This window comes from Rugamonas sp. DEMB1, from assembly GCF_029834475.1.
In the GTDB taxonomy this organism is placed as follows: Bacteria; Pseudomonadota; Gammaproteobacteria; order Burkholderiales; family Burkholderiaceae_D; genus Rugamonas; species Rugamonas rubra.
In genome coordinates, this window is the sequence record NZ_CP122407.1 from 3,066,152 (window position 1) to 3,083,293 (window position 17,142).

Below are 17,142 nucleotides of genomic sequence, written 5' to 3' on the forward strand. Positions count from 1 at the left end.
GCTGCTGTAGATCAGCGCGCCGCTCCTTCCACACCTGGGTCTGCAAGGCCGGGATGTACCAGCCCAGCTCGGTGTACAGCGCGTAGTGCAGCTTTTCCATCTTGCGCACCAGCGGCACGATCTGCTCCGTGCTGTGCTGGCCGACGGTCTGCATCAGCACCAGGATGCGCAGCGCGCTGGCGCGCAGCTCGCGCTGCATGTCGCGCTTTTTGGCGGTGCGCGTCTCGTAGACGTCGAGCGCCAGGTTGCACAGCCAGATCGCCAGCACCACCGCGGTAAAGCCCAGCATCAGGCGGCGGAACAGCGAGCGCGGCGGCAGGCCCTTCATTTGTCGACCACGTAGCCGACCCCGCGCACGGTGCGGATATAGCCCTCGCCGATCTTTTGCCGCAGGTGCGACATGTGCACGTCCAGCGCCGCGCCCTCGCTGTGCGGCAGCGCGCGCGACTCCAGCTCGCGCCGGGTCAGCACGCGGTCGGGGTAGCGCATCAGCGCGTGCAGCAGGGCGAATTCGGTCTTCGACAGCAGCACCGTGGCGCCGGCGCGGGTGAGCGCCTTGCGGCGGTCGTCCAGCACCAGGTCCTTGATCTTCCACACCGGCTCGCCCGCCTCGCTCCAGCCGGTGGCGCGCCGCACCACCGCGCGCAGGCGCGCCAGCAGTTCGCTGACGACGAAGGGTTTCACCAAATAGTCGTCGGCGCCACGGTCGAGGCCGTTTAGGCGGTCCTCCAGGCTGTCGCGCGCGGTGATGACGACGATGGGCAGGGTCTGGCCCTCGGCGCGCAGGTGGCGCAGCAGCTCGATGCCATTGCCGTCAGGCAGGCCGAGGTCGAGCACCACGGCGTCGAACGGCTCGCTGGTGATCCAACGCCGCGCGTCGACCTCGCGGCGCACCCACATCACCTCTTGGCCGGCGTCCTGCAACGCCGATTGCAGCGCCCGTCCCAGTTCCAGGTCGTCCTCGACCAGGCAAATCTTCATTTCAGTGCGACCTCGTGTTCTACTGTGGTGTTGTCTGCGGTAGTGCTGCGGTTCCTGTCCGCCCGGCGGAGCCGCCATGAACGCATCTTCTTGGCGCCTTGTCAACGGCGTAAACGCGACAGGCTTTAGCCAACCTTAAGATTTCGTTTGTATACCATTAAGAAAGAAGATGGACAATCGTCGCCACGGTCAATAGCAGACAAGCGGCCCGCCAGTGGCCACAACGAGGAGACGGGATGGACGCAGTTTTTGCAGGGATGAGGACGAGGCGCAAAGCCGGCGCGCCGCCGCTCGCCCCGCCGCGCGCCCTGCCGGCGCGCCGCGTGCTGGCCATCGACGCCATGCGCGGCCTGACCATCCTGGTGATGATCTTTGTCAACGCGCTGGCCGGCGTACGCGGCATGCCGGCCTGGCTGAACCACGCCCCCGCCGGGCTCGACGGCATGAACTTCCCCGACCTGGTCTTCCCCGCCTTCCTGTTCATCGTCGGCATGTCGATCCCCTTCGCCGTGGCTCAGCGGCGAGCCGCCGGCGACGGCGCCTGGCGCCTGCAAGGCCACATGCTGGCGCGCGCCGCCGGCCTGTTGGTGCTGGGCGTGTTCATGGTCAACGCCGAGGCCGGCTACAACGAGGCGGCGATGGGCTTTTCGATCCACCTATGGAGCCTGCTGTTCTACACCGCCGCCATCCTGCTGTGGAACGTCTACCGCTTCGACAATCCCCTGTGGGGCAAGGCGCTGCGCCTGGCCGGCCTGGCCACGCTGCTGTGGCTGGCCCTGGCCTACCGCGCCGGGCCGGACGGCAAGGAGCGGCTGGCGCCGCAATGGTGGGGCATCCTCGGCCTGATCGGCTGGGCCTATCTGTACGCCAGCCTGTGCCACACGCTCACGCGCGGCCGCCTGCTGCCGCTGCTGGGCGCGCTGGCCGCCTGCGTCGCGCTGTACTGTTTGACGCGGGGCCACGCCGAGGCGACATGGCCGCTGGCGCGCCTGCTGGCCGGCCAGGCGGAGAACGCCATCCACACCGCCATCGCGCTGGCCGGCGTGTGCACCAGCCTGCTGTTCTTCGAGCGCCTGGACGGCAAGGCCGGCGCGCGCCGCTACGCCTTGGCCGCCGCGCTGGCGCTGGGCTTGGCTGGCGCCGCCTGTCTGCTGCGGCCGTATTTCGGCATCTCCAAGATCCACGCCACGCCGAGTTGGGCCTTGTACAGCGCGGCCATCTGCATTCTGCTGTTCGGTCTGCTGTATTGGCTCATCGACCTGCGCCAGCTGAGCGGCTGGACCGGTTTCTTGCGCCCGGCGGCGGCCAATCCCCTGCTCGCCTACATCATTCCCTACATCGTCTACGCGCTGCTGCAATATCTGCACATCGGCCTGCCCAGCGTACTCGACGCCGGCCTGCCGGGACTGTTGTGGTCGCTCGCCTACGCCGTCGCCGTGCTTTATCTGGTGCGCGGCCTGAACCGCCTGCACATCCGCTTGCAACTCTAGCGCGCCCCTTTCCTCCAACCTGATTTGTTTTCAACTATGCAAGCATCAACAGCAAGCAAGACCCGCATCACCTCCATCGACGCGCTGCGCGGCCTGACCGTCGCCGCCATGCTGGTCGTCAACGACGCCGGCGACTGGGGCCACGTCTATACCTGGCTGGAGCACGCCGAGTGGCACGGCTGCACCCCGGCCGACTTCATCTTCCCCTTCTTCCTGCTGATCGTCGGCATCTCGATCGAGCTGGCGCTGGGCCGGCCGCTGGACGCGGGCGCCGCGCCGGGACCGCTGGCGCGCGCCGTGTTGGTGCGCGGCGGGCGCATCGTACTGCTCGGCCTGGCCCTGCACTTGGCGGCCACGTTGTTGCTGGATGGACGCGGCTTCCGCCTGATGGGCGTGCTGCAAAGGATAGGCATCTGTTTCGGCGCCGCCGGCCTGGCGGCGATCTACCTGCGCGCCGCGCGCCGCCAGTGGGCCGCCTTCAGCGCCATCCTGCTCGGCTACTGGGCGCTGCTGGCCTGGGGCGGCCCGCTGCTGCCCGGCCTGAACCTGGCCGACCGCGTCGACACCGCCCTGCTCGGCCGCCTGGCCTATCAATACGACGCCAGCAGCGGGCTGGCGCACGATCCCGAGGGCGTCTTGTCGACCCTGCCGGCGCTGGCCACCGTGCTGTTGGGCGTGCGCGCCGGCGCCTGGTTGCGCAGCGGCCAGATGGGAAAAATATTGCTGGCCGGGGCGGGCGCGCTGGCGCTGGGCGCCGCCTGGTCGCTGCTGCTGCCTTTCAACAAGCAGCTGTGGACCTCGTCCTTCGTGCTGTGGACGGGTGGTTTCGGCCTGCTCGCGGTGGTGGCGGCGCACTGGCTGATCGACCAGCGCGGCTGGCCGGCGCTAGGCCGCAGCCTGGGCGTCAACGCCATCGCCGCCTATGCCGGCTCGTGGCTGGCGACCTGCCTGCTCGAAGGCAGCGGACTGATGACGCCGCTGTACCGCGCGCTGTTCGCTCCGTTGACGCCGCTCGCCGGCCCCTTCCTGCCCTCGCTGCTGTTCGCCTTGGTGTTCACCGGCGCGTTCTGGCTGCTGATGCGCTGGTTTGCCGCGCGCGGCTGGCGCATCGTTGTTTAGTGGCGGTGGCGGTGGTGGATGTCGGGGAAGTGGGCGTGGCTGTGCGTCAACGGCAGGTGTTGGTGCGGATGGCTGTGCGGCCGCCCTATTCGCCGGGCAGCGGCGCCGGCAGCTCGAAGCGGGCGCCGTGCAGCTGCCAGTAGTGGCGGAAGGCGGCGCGGATGTTGTCGCGCAGGACGCGGTTGTCCCAGGGCTTGGTGTAGAAGCGGTACAGCGAGCCCCGGTTGATCGCCTCCATGATCGCGGCGATGTCGGTGTGGCCCGACAGGACGATGCGGAAGGTGTCCGGATACATGTCCTTGACCTTGTCGAGGAAGTCGTTGCCGCTCATGTCGGGCATGCGCTGCTCGCACAGGATCAGGTGCACCGGGTGTTGCGCAAGCAGGGCGAAGCCGTCGGCCGCGCTGCCGGCCGTCAGCACCCGGTAGCCGTCGCCGCGCAGCAGGCGCTGCAGCGACAGCAGGATGTCGGCATCGTCGTCGACCACCAGCAGGGTCGGCGCCGGGGGCGCGGACATGCCGTCCGGCAGCGGCATGCGGCGCTGGTCGTGCAGCAGCTCGGCGAATTGCGCCGCCGGCAGCGGCTTGCTGAAGTAGTAGCCCTGGATGTAGTCGCAATGGTGGCGCGCCAGAAAGCCCAGCTGGGCCGCCGTCTCGACGCCCTCGGCCACCACGCTCAGGCCCAGGCTGTGCGCCATGCCGATGATGGCCAGGACGATGGCGGCGTCGCCGGCGTCGCTGGTGACTTCGCGGATGAAGGCGATGTCGATCTTCAATGTGTCGATCGGAAAACGTTTCAGGTACGCCAGGCTGGAATAGCCGGTGCCGAAGTCGTCGATCGAGATGCGCACGCCGCCGGCCTTGAGCCGCCGCATGGTCGCGATGGCCGCCTCCGCGTCGCTCATCAGCGACCCCTCGGTCAGCTCCAGCTCGAGCAGGTCGGGGTCGATGCCGCTGTCGGCCAGCGCGTTGGCCACCACCGCCTCCAGCTCGCCGCTGGCGAACTGGCGGCTGGCCACGTTGACGGCCACCCGCACCGCGCCCAGGCCCTGCCGGTCCCACGCGGCGATCTGGTGGCAGGCGGTGAAGATGATCCAGGCGCCCAGCGGCACGATCAGGCCGGTTTCCTCCAGCAAGGGGATGAAGCCGGCCGGCGCCACCATGCCGTGGCCCGGCCGGTTCCAGCGCAACAGCGCCTCGGCGCCGCCGACGCGGCCGTCGCCGACGCTGGCCTTGGGCTGGTAGTGCAACTCGAACTGCCGCAGCTCGATGGCGCGGCGCAGCCCGGTCTCCAGTTCCAGCCGGTGCTGGGCCCGCTCGTTCATGCCGCTGGTGAAGAAGCAGCAGGCGTCGCGGCCGCCCTCCTTGGCCCGGCTCAGCGCCGTGTCGGCGTAGCGCAACAGGGTGTCGGCGTCGTCGGCGTCGGCCGGGAAGCTCGCCACGCCGATGCTGACGCTGAGATTCACCTCGCGCCCGGCCAGCGCGAACGGCGCGCGCAGCGCCTGGCGCACCCGCGCCGCCAGCGCCACCGCGTCCGAGGCGTCGTCGCCGTCGCCGCCGCCGGCCAGGATCAAGCCGAACTCGTCGCCGCCCAGGCGGCCCAGCGTGGCCCGTTCGCCCCGGCAGGCGGCCAGCCGCAGCGCCAGTTGGCACAGCAGCTCGTCGCCGCAGGCGTGGCCCAGCGGATCGTTGATTTGTTTGAAGTGGTCCAGGTCGAGCATCAGCACGTCCAGCGGAGCGGCCCGGCTGCGCGCCAGCTCCAGCGCCTCGCCAAGCAGGCGGCGGAACTGGCTGCGGTTGGGCAGCCCGGTCAGCGGGTCGAAATGGGCCAGCTGCTCGCCGTAGTCGCGGCTGGCCTTGTACAGCAGCCTGACCTCGACCAGGTTGTGGATGCGCGTCAGCACCTCCATGCGGTCGAAGGGCTTGCTGACGAAGTCGCGCGCGCCGGCGTTGAGCGCCCGCAGCTTGTGGTCGGGCGCGGCGGTGACCACCAGCACCGGCAGATAGCCCAATGGATTGAGCGCCTTGAGCCCGGCCAGCACCTCGAAGCCGTCCATGTGCGGCATGTTCATGTCGAGCAGAATCAGGTCGAATTGCTCGGCTTGGTGGCGCGCCACCACGCGGCGCGAATCGAGCTCGGTATGCACGTTGCTGTAGCCGGCCCGCAGCAGGATGTGTTCGAGCAGCTTGGTGTTGATTTCCTGGTCGTCGACGATCAGGAGCTTGGCGGCGAAAATACTGGACTGACTAATCATCTGCTCTCCGGCAATGGCTGGCGCGGCGCAGTCGCGCCCCCCCGGCGCGCGCCACTGCATGCCCGCTGCTATGGTCAATGTACACCAGTTGTGCTGCTTCAAAGAATGCTTTGGCGGGTCAGGCCGTGGTGCGGCCGCCACGCGGGCGGCGCCGATTGGCTATAATCGCTGGCGCCGCTTCAGGCCATATCCACAGGAAACGATACGACGATGCCCACCACCCCGCTGTCCGCCGCCCGCCTGGGCGCCCTGCTCTTGCTCACCACCGCCTGCGGCGCCGCGCTGGCCGATTCCGCCGACCTGTTCCACACCATCGAGGCCCAGCCAATGTCGCAGGTCTGGCTCAACGCCGGCTTCTATTCCTACCATTTCCAACGCGACAAGAACCTGAACGACAGCAACCCCGGCATCGGCGTCGAGTACCGCTTCTCCAGCGTCGCCTCGGCCACCGCCGGCCGCTTCTACAACAGCGACCGCGCCTACTCGAACTACGCCGGGGTCTACTACCAGCCGGTCGCCGTCGGCCCGGTGCGGCTGGGCGTGGTGGCGGGCGCCTTCAGCGGCTATCCGAAGATGCGCGACGGCGGCTGGTTCCCCGCCGTGGTGCCGATGCTCAGCTTCGAGTACCAGCGGGTCGGCGTGAACGTGGCGCTGGTGCCCAGCTACAAGGACCGGCTGTACGGCGCCTTGTCGATACAGTTCAAGGTGAAGGCCTGGGAGTAGGCCTGGAAAGTAGCCAGGAAAGCGGCCCATAAACCGGCCCGGGAACCGGCCTGGAAGCCGGCCCGCCGGGGCCTAGTGCCTGGCCTTGGCCGAGCTGGCCACCTGGTCGAGCACGTGGCGCGGCACCGCCGCGTAGTGCTTGAACTCCATCGTGTAGGTGGCGCGGCCCTGGCTGAGCGAACGCAGCGTGGTCGAATAGCCGAACATCTCGGCCAGCGGCACCAGCGCGCGGATGATCTTGCCGCCGCCGCCGGGAATCTCGTCCATGCCCTGCACCATGCCCCGGCGCGCCGTCAGGTCGCCCATGGCGTTGCCCATGAACTCCTCCGGCGTTTCCACCTCGACCTGCATCATCGGCTCGAGCAACACCGGGTCGGCGCGCCGCATGCCGTCCTTGAAGGCGATCGAGCCGGCCATGCGGAAGGCGTTCTCGTTCGAGTCGACGTCGTGGTAGGAGCCGAAGGTCAGCGTCACCTTGACGTCGACCACCGGGTAGCCGGCCAGCACGCCGCTGCGCAGCGTCTCCTGCACGCCCTTGTCGACCGCCGGGATGAACTCGCGCGGCACCACGCCGCCCTTGACGGCGTCGACGAACAGATAGCCCTTGCCCGGCTCCATCGGCTCCAGGGTCAGCACGACGTGGCCGTACTGGCCGCGCCCGCCCGACTGTTTGACGAACTTGCCTTCGACCTCGCTGACGCTGCGCTGTATCGTCTCGCGGTAGGCCACCTGCGGCTTGCCCACCGTCGCCTCGACGCCGAACTCGCGGCGCATGCGGTCGACCAGGATCTCCAGGTGCAGCTCGCCCATGCCGGACATGATGGTCTGGCCCGACTCGTCGTCGGTGTGGACGCGGAACGAGGGTCCTCCTGCGCCAGCCGGTTCAGCGCGATGCCCATCTTCTCCTGGTCGACCTTGGTCTTCGGCTCGACCGCCTGCGAGATCACCGGCTCGGGGAAGATCATTTTTTCCAGCACGATGATGTGGTCGGGCGAGCACAGCGTGTCGCCGGTGGTGACCGCCTTCAGGCCGACCGCCGCCGCGATGTCGCCGGCGTAGACCTCCTTGATCTCCTTGCGCTCGTTGGCGTGCATCTGCAGGATGCGGCCGAGCCGCTCGCGCTGGCTCTTGGTCGGGTTGTACACCGTGTCGCCCGAGTTGACCACGCCGGAATACACGCGGAAGAAGGTCAGCTGGCCGACGAAGGGGTCGGTCATGATCTTGAAGGCCAGCGCCGAGAACGGGTCGGCGTCGTCCGGATGGCGCTCGATCTCGCGGTCCTGCTCGTCGTGGCCGGCGATGGCCGGCACGTCCAGCGGCGACGGCAGGTAGTCGATGACGGCGTCGAGCATGGCCTGCACGCCGCGGTTTTTGAAGGCGCTGCCGGCCAGCATCGGCACGATCTCGTTGCGGATGGTGCGCGCGCGCAGGCCGGCCTTGATCTCGGCCTCGCTCAGCGCTTCGCCGTTGAGGTATTTCTCGGTCAGCTCGGGGCTGGCGTCGGCGGCCGCCTCGACCATCTTGTCGTGCCACTCCTGCGCCAGCGCGACCAGGTGGGCGGGGATCGGCTCGTAGCTGAACTTGACGCCCAGGCTGGCGTCGTCCCAGTTGATGGCGCGCATCTTGACCAGGTCGACCACGCCGTGGAAGTCGTCCTCGGCGCCCAGCGGGATCTGGATCGGCACGGCGACGCCCTTCAGGCGGTCGGCGATCTGCTGGCGCACGCGGAAGAAGTCGGCGCCGACCCGGTCCATCTTGTTGATGAAGGCCAGGCGCGGCACGGCGTACTTGTTCGCTTGGCGCCACACCGTCTCCGACTGCGGCTGCACGCCGCCGACGGCGTCGTAGACCATCACCGCCCCGTCGAGCACGCGCATCGAGCGCTCCACCTCGATGGTGAAGTCGACGTGGCCCGGCGTGTCGATGATGTTGATGCGGTGCTCGGGATAGTTGCCGGCCATGCCCTTCCAGAAGGCGGTGGTGGCGGCCGAGGTGATGGTGATGCCGCGCTCCTGCTCCTGCTCCATCCAGTCCATGGTGGCGGCGCCGTTGTGCACCTCGCCGATCTTGTGGTTGACCCCGGTATAGAACAGGATGCGCTCGGTGGTGGTGGTTTTGCCGGCGTCGATGTGGGCGCTGATGCCGATGTTGCGGTAGCGTTCGATAGGTGTCTTGCGGGTCATCACAATCTCCTTGGACGGCGGCCGCCGACGACGGCAGGTCGTGCCTAAATTCTAACAGTAAAGGAAAACTCAGGTATGGCGCACATGCGCGATTTCAAGGCGCGGCGCGACAAGTTCTGGCGTGCGCCGGGTTTTTCCTCTGGTCAATATACTGTGCCGCAGTGTATAAGTGACATGCAAAGTGACATGCCACATCCCCCGAACTCGAAGACCCAATGAAAACCAACGCCCGCACGCCCGCAGTCCCCCGTCCCATCGCCCTCTCCCTCCTGTTCGCCGCCCTGGGCCTTGCCGCCGCCCCCGGCCATGCCTCCGAACTGAGCCTGCGCCTCGAGCGCTGCTCGGTGCTGGGCGACGCCAGCGCCCGCCTGGCCTGCTACGACGCCTTGGCCAAGGCCGCGCCGGACGGCACCGTGGCCATCATCAACGCCGTCGCCGACGCGCCGGCCGCCACCCAGCCGGCGCCGCCTGCGGCGGCGCGGCCCTTGCCGGCGGCCGTGGTCGCCGTCACCACCATCCCGCCCGAGGCGTCGATTTCGCGCATGGTGCAATGGTGGGAGCTCGACCAGCCGTCCAAGCGGGGCGTGTTCAATTTCCGCCCGCACCGCGACAACTACCTGGTGCTGGCCAACTACAGCACCAGCTCGAACGACGGCCCGTTCAAGGACTTCACCCCGGCCGGCATCGAGGCGCAGCACACCGAGCTGACCTACCAGATCAGTTTCAAGATGAAGATGATCGAACAAGTGCTGAGCACGCCCATCGACCTGTGGTTCGGCTACACCCAGCAAAGCTACTGGCAGGCCTACAACCGGGCCGCCTCCAGCCCCTTCCGCGAGACCAACTACCAGCCCGAACTGATGCTGACCACGCCGCTGGCCATCAAGCTGCCGGGCCTGGACATCCGCTACGCCGCGCTGGGCGCGGTGCACCAGTCGAACGGCCAGACCTCGAGCTTGTCGCGCAGCTGGAACCGGGTGTATGCGGAGGTGGGCGCCGAGCACGGCGATCTGGCGCTGGCGCTGCGGCTTTGGAAACGGCTGGACAACACCAAGTCGAACAACGACAACGTCGACATCGTCGACTTCATGGGCCACGGCGACTTGCGCGCCACCTACCGCTTCGACGGCCACGAGTTGTCGGTGACGGGCCGGCGCAACTTCCAGAAGCGCCACGGCTCGCTGCAATTCGGCTGGGCCTTCCCGATGACGGCCAATTTGAAGGGGTATCTGCAGGCCTTCACCGGCTACGGCCAGAGCCTGATCGACTACAACTACTCGCAAAAATCGCTGGGCGCCGGTTTCCTGATCGATTTCTAAGTTGTGGGGCGGCCCCGGCCGCCAGCGCCGGCGCGTCTGCGGCGGCGCAAAATGCTTCGGCGCGGCCTCGGCGCGCGCCGGCTGGCCTAGCGTCCCGGCGTGCCGCGCAGGATGCGCGCCGGCAGCATGACGATGGCGCGCAGCAGTTCGAACACCGCGTCGACGCCTATCCCGAGCAGCCTGAACGGCAGCAACACCAGCCACAGCAGCGGATACAGCAGCAGGGCCAGCAAGGCCAGCGGCCAGCACAGGAACAACAGAACCAACCACAACACAAAGCTCAGCATGGGATGCTCCAGAATCAGGTGAGGCGTTATCGACAGCGTCACTGTAGGGCCGCGCGCGCGGAGCGGCAAGCGGCATGCGACCAACTGCGCGTGGCGGCGATTAACGGTGGAATCCGGGGCATGAGGGGGCATACGGCCAAGGCGCCAGCGGCTCCAAAACCACCGCAGGCACAAACCCGGGGTCGAGTGCCGACATTCGGACACGACCTCAACCATATCCCTAGCCACCGAAGCTCTTTATTGCTGAGTTTGTGTCCGAATGTCGGCACTGCCCCCGGTGGCGCTGACCCCGGTGGCGCGGTGGTGCAGCTTGTGCATCTGTGGTTTCTCAAGCTAGCCAGCGCCGCCCACTAGATCGCGGGCGGCGCTGGCTATCGCTTACTTGGCTGCGCTAGCGGCGTTGTAGCTGTTTATCAGGTTGCGGTAGTCGGGGATGTGGTTGGCGAACAAGGTGCCCAGGCCGACCACGTCGTTGCGCCAGTCGCGGTGCAACTCGCAGGCCACGCCGAACCAGCTCATCAGCTGGGCGCCGGCGGCCGTCATGCGGTCCCAGGCGGCCAGCCGGGTGACCTCGTTGAAGGTGCCGGAGGCGTCGGTGACGACGAACACCTCGAAGTCCTCGGCCAACGCGGACAACGCCGGGAAGGCCACGCAGACCTCGGTGACCACGCCGGCGATCAGCAGTTGCTTCTTGCCGGTGGCCTTGATGGCCTTGACGAAGTCCTCGTTGTCCCAGGCGTTGATCTGGCCGGGACGGGCGATGTAGGGCGCGCCCGGGAACATTTCCTTCAACTCGGGCATCAGCGGGCCGTTCGGGCCGTCCTCGAAGCTGGTGGTCAGGATGGTCGGCAGCTTGAAATACTTGGCGATGTCGGCCAGGGCCAGCACGTTGTTCTTGAACTTGTCCGGGTCGATGTCGCGCACCAGGGACATCAGGCCGGCCTGGTGGTCCACCAGCAGCACGGCGACTTGGTCTTTGTCCAGACGGGAATAGGATTTGCTCATGATATTTCTCTTTCTTGGTGAATGTGAATGTGGCGGCGGGTGCTTTCCAACTCGCCGCAGGCTGCCCGCCGCCGCTGGTTTGCTTTCGCGGCGAATCTCTCTTACATTTGTCCGAAGCGGCCGCTGTTGAAGTCGGCGATCGCCTGGCCGATTTCCTCCCGGCTGTTCATGACAAAAGGCCCTGCCCCACCACCGGCTCGTCGATCGGCTCGCCGCTGAGCAGCAGGACGACGGCGTCGTTGTTGGCCTCGAGCAGCACGTCGCTGCCGTTGCGGTCGAGCACCACCATCTGCGCCTCGTGGGCCACGGTCTCGCCGTTGACCAGCACCGTGCCGTGCAGCACGATCAGCGCCGAGGTCCAACCGGCGGCGATCGGCAGCTCGGTGCTCGCACCCATCTTCAGCCGCAGGTCCAACACGTTCATCGGCGTGAAGGTGCGCGCCGGGCCGGCCGTGCCGGCATAGGAACCGGCGATTACCCGCACCGTGCCGGCGCCGTTTGGCAGGTCCAAGCTGGGAATCGTGCGGTCCTCGATGGCCTGGTAGCCCGGCGCCGTCATCTTGTCCTTGGCCGGCAGGTTGACCCACAGTTGCACCATCTCCAACTCGCCGCCCGATTGGCTGAAGGCCTCGGAATGGAACTCCTCGTGCAGGATGCCGGAACCGGCCGTCATCCACTGCACATCGCCGGGGCCGATCACGCCGCCCTTGCCGGTCGAATCGCGGTGCGCCACCTCGCCCTTGTAGACGATGGTCACGGTCTCGAAGCCGCGATGCGGATGCTGGCCCACGCCGCGCGGGCGGCTGGTGGGGGTGAACTGGGCCGGACCGGCATGGTCCAGCAGCAAGAAGGGGCTGAGCTGCTTGCCGTGGTCCTGATAAGAAAACATCGACCGCACCGGGAAACCGTCGCCGACCCAATGGCCGCGCGGGGAGCTATACACACCAAGTACTCGTTTCATGCTGTTCTCCTTACGGTGGACTCAAATTTGATTACGAGTAAACAGTATAGATTCAGGACGATGTACTGATAAGTTGGTAAAATTCACCTTCAGAGTCCTATTTTGTGAACGATGAAGGCAGCATGCAAGATCTAAACGACCTCTATTACTACGTCCACGTGGTCGAGCACGCCGGCTTCGCCCCGGCCGGGCGCGCCCTGGGCATACCCAAATCCAAGTTGAGCCGGCGTATCGCCATGCTGGAGGAGCGCCTGGGCGTGCGCCTGATCCAGCGTTCGACGCGGCGCTTCTCGGTCACCGAGATCGGCCAGACCTACTACGAGCACTGCAAGGCCATGCTGGTCGAGGCCGACGCCGCCCAGGAAGCCATTGAAGTGACGCGCGCCGAGCCGCGCGGCCTGGTGCGGCTGAGCTGCCCGATCGCCCTGCTGCAGACCAACGTGGCGGCCATGCTGGCCGACTTCATGGCCAGCCATCCCCATGTCACCTTGCAACTGGAGGCCACCAACCGCCGCGTCGACGTGATCGCCGAGGCGCTCGACGTGGCCATCCGGGTGCGCCCGCCGCCGCTGCAGGACAGCGAGCTGATCATGCGCGTCCTAGCCGACCGCAGCCAGTGCCTGGTGGCCAGCCCCGCGCTGCTGAGCCGGCTGGGCGTGCCGGCGGCGCTGGCCGACCTGGCCGACTGGCCCAGTCTGGGCCTGGGTACGCCGGCCGAGCCGTACATTTGGAAGCTGTTCGGTCCGGACGGCGCGCGCGCCGACCTGCACCACACACCCCGGATGATTTGCAACGACATGATCGCCCTGCGCAGCGCGGCGGTGGCCGGCATCGGCGTGGTGCAACTGCCGACCATGATGATGCGCGAGCAAGTGGCCGACGGCTCGCTGGTTTGCGTGCTACCGGACTGGGCGCCGCGACGGGAACTCATCCACGTGGTCTACCCGTCGCGCCGTGGCCAGTTGCCGTCGGTGCGCGCCTTGATCGACTATCTGGGGCTGCGTTACAAGGTGCTGGACGAGGACTAAACGTGACGACTCGCATTTGAAAATGGTCGTGCTCTGGGTCTAGACTCATCGCGTTGAATATCCAAGGTGGACCACTAACCCTTGTGAGACGCGAAAAGTAGTTCGATGGTAGCGCCTCGCGTGGGTGCACCCGGAAGGTACAGTCGCCCGCAGGCCATTTCCGCTTTCGCGTTCGCCTTCAAGCCGCCGTTCGGTGTGCATCAAACGGCTAAACATATAGATTGGCGGGCATCCATTCGAGGCCTGGGGCGGGGGGCTTCTTTCCGGGCAATCGGTAATTCGGTCGAAACCGCACAATCCTGCTCACGAAATTGCCGCCGACACCCGGCACTATGCAGTCCCCTCTGAGAAAAAAATCGTCCAAAACGGAGGTTGACAATGCTACTGCTAGTTACATAATGAACTAATCAGTTTTATTAAGGGGATGAGCACAATGAATCCATCGCGGCTAGGACGTCCCGTCGACGCCGACAGACGTGCCGCGCGAAGGCGGCAAATCATAAATGGAGCGCGAGGCGTCTTTGCCCGCAAGGGATTCCACGCCGCGAGCACGGCAGAGATCAGTGCCGAGGCCGGCGTGAGCGGGGCCAATCTCTATCAATACTTCGCGACCAAGGACGATCTGATAATGTCTCTGATCGAGGAAAATCTCGCCGGCGATCTTGCGCTCATCGAAAGCCTCAACGACGCGAAAAGTCTCAAACAAGGAATTATGAGCTTGGGAAAGGCGCTCTTTGAGACACCGCCTGACCGGCAATCCCATGCTCTGAGGCTAGAAATCTTGGCAGAATCCTTTCGGCAAGAAGAGGTCGCAGCGACCCTCAGGCGCGCGGAAATCCGCATGATCGACACTCTTGGCGCCGTCATAGGCAAGGCACAAGTTAGTGGCGAAGTTCCAGATGAGATCAGCACCCGTCAAGCGGCCGCGACTATCATCGCCTGCATTGACGGATTCATGAGCCGTATCGCTTTCACCCCCATATCGGCGGAGGCGCAACTCACAGGCTTTGTCATGCTAATAACGGCAGCCTTGCGGTTAGAGCAAAGTTAATCGGACGCTTTGAACACAACTAGCGCCTTTCCGTTGTGCCGGGGGCGAGACGACAGGAAAAAGTATGACACCAACTCGAAAACTCGTCGCTGCGCTGACCTTGGTTTCGGTTCTGCTGTTTTCAACTATGGTTCCAGGTGGACCAATCGAGACTAGGAACTTTGCCAGTATTGGGGAGGCTTCGGTCATCCTATTCAATATATTCCTTACGACGCTGGGCATAGGCAGCTTGGCACTCGTCTACTTTGTCCTGAAAGGCAGCCGATGGGTTGCGCATGCCACAGCCATCGCTGGTTTAGGCTTTGCCATCGTCTACGCTCTCGATCTCCTACGTATTTTTCCGGTTTCGCTTGATCCGATGCCAAGCCTCTTGCAAAGGCGGGAAATTATTGCAATGATCATCTCGCTGGCACTGATAGGAGCGTCCTTCGCACTGGCACGTGAAAACTCATCAGGGAATGATCCGAAAACAAAGATGGGCGCAAAGCCAACATTTCTGATTGCCGGTGGAGTGGCAATTCTCATCGGCGCAGGCATCGTCATCTTTGCTAGCTATCATGCAATGCATAGATGAATCCAGTAGATCGCGGTCAGCGCGGGCGAAGCGCGCCACTGACTCGATTTTGCAGGAGGCAAGCTGCTATCCTGAACGTCACCCGCCGGCTTCGGCCAGCCCCGGTCATTTGGTGATCTCTGTCGTCGGCCGACTGACCGTCAGTCACGCCTCAGGGGGGCAGGCGTTCTACCGGGCGGCGTGAACTTAGCTGGGACAGGATCGAAATATCGTAGCGGGAATGTTCGGAGGGGAGCATGATCTCAGCAAGGGCCGCAAACTGGCTGCGGACGGTTTAGGAGTGAATTGGCATGACAACCAGGATCACTATAGCCGCTGACCACGCCATGATCGGCGATATGTTTTACAACGGACTTGGCACTGGCAAACACCCGACCTACGCTTGGGAAGCTATCACCCAGGTCAATTCGGTGGATGGACTGATTCAACTGATTACAGGCCATCTCGACGGCCCCCACGGTGAATTCTGGTTCGAGCCGGACGAATCAGTTGTCTTGGTTCGCCGCCCACCGATAGAGCCCAAACCAGCTACCGCAGAGCCCAATAAGCAGCGAACTCACGGGCATTAGGACCGGCCCTATCCTTGGAGGCGGTTGCATGATGGCCCATTGGCGCCACCCAATACACGGGCTGCGACCGGTGTCCGTTGCGGATTCAATCGGTCGACATACGTTTGTGTTTCATTTGAAGTCAGCGCGAGCATGTTGCCATGGTATGCGCCGCGCCAGACTGAGCTACAGCAGGACTACTGCCCCAGGCAGATGATCTTGGTGACGTACTCGTGGGCGTTGGACTTCTTCTTGCCTGCCCAGGCGATGGCCTCATTGGCCTCGGCGATGGTCATCACCGTCGCTTTTTCCTTCGATTTGATGAAGGACACGCCCTCGAACACGCCCTCCTTGCTGCGCATGACCTTGGCGAACACGGGTGGTTTCTCCGCATCGCTGATCTTGTTTTGTCGCACGAGGTAACGCTGGTCGTTCTGTTCCATATAAATGCCGTCTAATCGGTGTTAAGTGTAAAAGACGAAATATACGCTGCGGAACGCCCGAGGGGGAAGCTTTTTCGACGCGGCCCGCCGTCGCATGACGGCGGGCGCTGGGCAATATTGCCCGCTTGCTAACCGTACTTAGGCGAAGGCCGGCATGTATTGCTGCGGTTGCAGCGCGGCCTCGTACAGGATGTCGGCGCGCAGCGACGCTTGCAGCGAGGGGATCGAGCCGCCGGCGCGGTACTGGAAGCTGACCTGCAACACGTCGCCCTCGTTGGCCTTGACCGGATTGGCCAGCGGCAAGGTCATGTAGTGGTTGAGCCAGTCGATGGTGGTCGAGCGTTCGGGCACCACGGCCAAAATGTTCTTGGTGACGAAACGCAAGGCGTTGATCTGGCCGCTGCGCTCGACCACGAACTTGCCTTCCCAGCTGTAGCTCAGCTCGTTGGGCTGGTTGAAGTCGATGATGCTGTAGACGGCCGGCGGCGCCATTTCCTGGGTGCCGGAATAAATCATGCCGGTTTCCTGGAATTGCACGATGGGGGCGTAGAAGCCCTCGAAATCGTATTCCTGTTGCAGCGGCTGCACCGCCATGATGACCGCCTCCGGCAGGAAGATCGGCAGCGGGCCGCCGAAGCGTTCCAGATAGCGGCGCTTGAACGATTCGATCACCTCGACCTGTTTTTCGCGCAGCATGGCGACGTGGATCATTTCGCAGATGACCACGTCGACCGGCTCGGGCGGCAGGTATTCGAAGGCGTCGGCGTGCACCACCTCGACCTTTTCGCCGTTCGGATTGAGCGCGAGCATCTTGCGCGCTTCCTTGACCATGTCCGGATTGAACTCGACGCAGTACACCTTGGCCGCCTTGGCGGCGGCGAACCAGGACAGCACGCCGGTGCCGCCGCCCAGTTCCAGCACCTTGGCGCCCGGCTTGACGGCGTAGTCGATGGCCGACTTGAAGCCGTGCATGCGGTTTTGGTCCATCAACATATTGTGATGGTAGTGGACTGGAATGAACTGCCCCAGGTAGCAGCTCTCAATCTCGCGTTCGTTCAGCATGGGTATCCTTTGTTAGCGCATTGCATGGAGGAATCAATACGACGCAACCATTATCGTTAACATTGCTAAACGGCCAAACCGGGAGGTGAGCGGGAAAGACCCGCCTGTTCGCCG

15 protein-coding genes and 2 pseudogenes are annotated in these 17,142 nt (G+C 65.1%); 9 read left to right on the plus strand and 8 right to left on the minus strand.

The window, feature by feature from the left end; genetic code table 11:
- Positions 1–101 precede the first annotated feature (101 nt).
- Complete coding sequence (locus QC826_RS13860; RefSeq protein ID WP_279766107.1) at positions 102–230, plus strand: hypothetical protein; 129 nt, start codon at positions 102–104, stop codon at positions 228–230.
- 94 nt (positions 231–324) lie between these two features.
- On the opposite strand, the gene QC826_RS13865 is transcribed toward QC826_RS13860, so the two are convergent.
- A complete protein-coding gene (locus QC826_RS13865; protein ID WP_279766108.1) occupies positions 325–981 on the minus strand; it encodes a response regulator transcription factor in 657 nt (218 codons plus the stop codon).
- Positions 982–1,217: 236 nt separating this feature from the next.
- Between QC826_RS13865 and QC826_RS13870 the strand changes: the two genes are divergently transcribed.
- Complete coding sequence (locus QC826_RS13870; RefSeq protein ID WP_279766110.1) at positions 1,218–2,471, plus strand: DUF5009 domain-containing protein; 1,254 nt, start codon at positions 1,218–1,220, stop codon at positions 2,469–2,471.
- Between the two features lie 36 nt (positions 2,472–2,507).
- Positions 2,508–3,590 (plus strand): acyltransferase family protein, encoded by a 1,083-nt coding sequence (locus tag QC826_RS13875; RefSeq protein WP_279766111.1) that lies wholly within the window; start codon positions 2,508–2,510, stop codon positions 3,588–3,590.
- Positions 3,591–3,675: 85 nt separating this feature from the next.
- Here the strand turns inward: QC826_RS13875 and QC826_RS13880 are convergent, their stop codons facing one another.
- Positions 3,676–5,844: an EAL domain-containing protein gene (locus QC826_RS13880; protein WP_279766112.1), complete on the minus strand. Its 2,169-nt coding sequence runs from the start codon at positions 5,842–5,844 to the stop codon at positions 3,676–3,678.
- A 210-nt stretch (positions 5,845–6,054) separates the two neighbouring features.
- Between QC826_RS13880 and QC826_RS13885 the strand changes: the two genes are divergently transcribed.
- Positions 6,055–6,567, plus strand: coding sequence for a hypothetical protein (locus QC826_RS13885; RefSeq protein WP_093388959.1), 513 nt, complete (start codon positions 6,055–6,057; stop codon positions 6,565–6,567).
- 72 nt (positions 6,568–6,639) lie between these two features.
- On the opposite strand, the pseudogene fusA reads toward QC826_RS13885, so the two are convergent.
- Positions 6,640–8,750: pseudogene (fusA, locus tag QC826_RS13890) on the minus strand (elongation factor G).
- A 215-nt stretch (positions 8,751–8,965) separates the two neighbouring features.
- On the opposite strand from fusA, the gene QC826_RS13895 reads away from it, so the two are divergent.
- A complete protein-coding gene (locus QC826_RS13895; RefSeq protein ID WP_279766113.1) occupies positions 8,966–10,069 on the plus strand; it encodes a phospholipase A in 1,104 nt (367 codons plus the stop codon).
- Positions 10,070–10,155: 86 nt separating this feature from the next.
- Here QC826_RS13895 and QC826_RS13900 read toward each other — a convergent pair whose 3' ends face one another.
- From QC826_RS13900 to QC826_RS13910, 3 genes and pseudogenes are all read right to left on the minus strand, one after another.
- A complete protein-coding gene (locus QC826_RS13900; RefSeq protein WP_279766114.1) occupies positions 10,156–10,356 on the minus strand; it encodes a hypothetical protein in 201 nt (66 codons plus the stop codon).
- 378 nt (positions 10,357–10,734) lie between these two features.
- Complete coding sequence (gene ycaC / locus QC826_RS13905; protein ID WP_279766115.1) at positions 10,735–11,361, minus strand: isochorismate family cysteine hydrolase YcaC; 627 nt, start codon at positions 11,359–11,361, stop codon at positions 10,735–10,737.
- Positions 11,362–11,462: 101 nt separating this feature from the next.
- Positions 11,463–12,322, minus strand: a pseudogene (locus QC826_RS13910) (pirin family protein).
- Positions 12,323–12,444: 122 nt separating this feature from the next.
- Here QC826_RS13910 and QC826_RS13915 point away from each other — a divergent pair.
- The 4 genes from QC826_RS13915 (at position 12,445) to QC826_RS13930 (ending at position 15,544) form a co-directional block, all read left to right on the plus strand.
- On the plus strand, positions 12,445–13,350 hold the full coding sequence (locus QC826_RS13915; RefSeq protein WP_279766116.1) for a LysR family transcriptional regulator: 906 nt from the start codon (positions 12,445–12,447) through the stop codon (positions 13,348–13,350).
- Positions 13,351–13,774: 424 nt separating this feature from the next.
- Positions 13,775–14,401 carry a TetR/AcrR family transcriptional regulator gene (locus QC826_RS13920; protein ID WP_279766117.1) on the plus strand — a complete coding sequence of 209 codons (627 nt, stop codon included), beginning with the start codon at positions 13,775–13,777 and terminating at the stop codon, positions 14,399–14,401.
- A 64-nt stretch (positions 14,402–14,465) separates the two neighbouring features.
- The gene (locus QC826_RS13925; protein ID WP_139236574.1) at positions 14,466–14,975 is read left to right on the plus strand and encodes a hypothetical protein; all 510 of its coding nucleotides are present in this window, start codon (positions 14,466–14,468) and stop codon (positions 14,973–14,975) included.
- 290 nt (positions 14,976–15,265) lie between these two features.
- A complete protein-coding gene (locus tag QC826_RS13930; protein ID WP_279766118.1) occupies positions 15,266–15,544 on the plus strand; it encodes a hypothetical protein in 279 nt (92 codons plus the stop codon).
- A 176-nt stretch (positions 15,545–15,720) separates the two neighbouring features.
- On the opposite strand, the gene QC826_RS13935 is transcribed toward QC826_RS13930, so the two are convergent.
- Positions 15,721–15,966 (minus strand): hypothetical protein, encoded by a 246-nt coding sequence (locus QC826_RS13935; protein WP_093388952.1) that lies wholly within the window; start codon positions 15,964–15,966, stop codon positions 15,721–15,723.
- Between the two features lie 138 nt (positions 15,967–16,104).
- Complete coding sequence (locus QC826_RS13940; protein ID WP_279766119.1) at positions 16,105–17,028, minus strand: methyltransferase domain-containing protein; 924 nt, start codon at positions 17,026–17,028, stop codon at positions 16,105–16,107.
- Between the last annotated feature and the right edge of the window lie 114 nt (positions 17,029–17,142).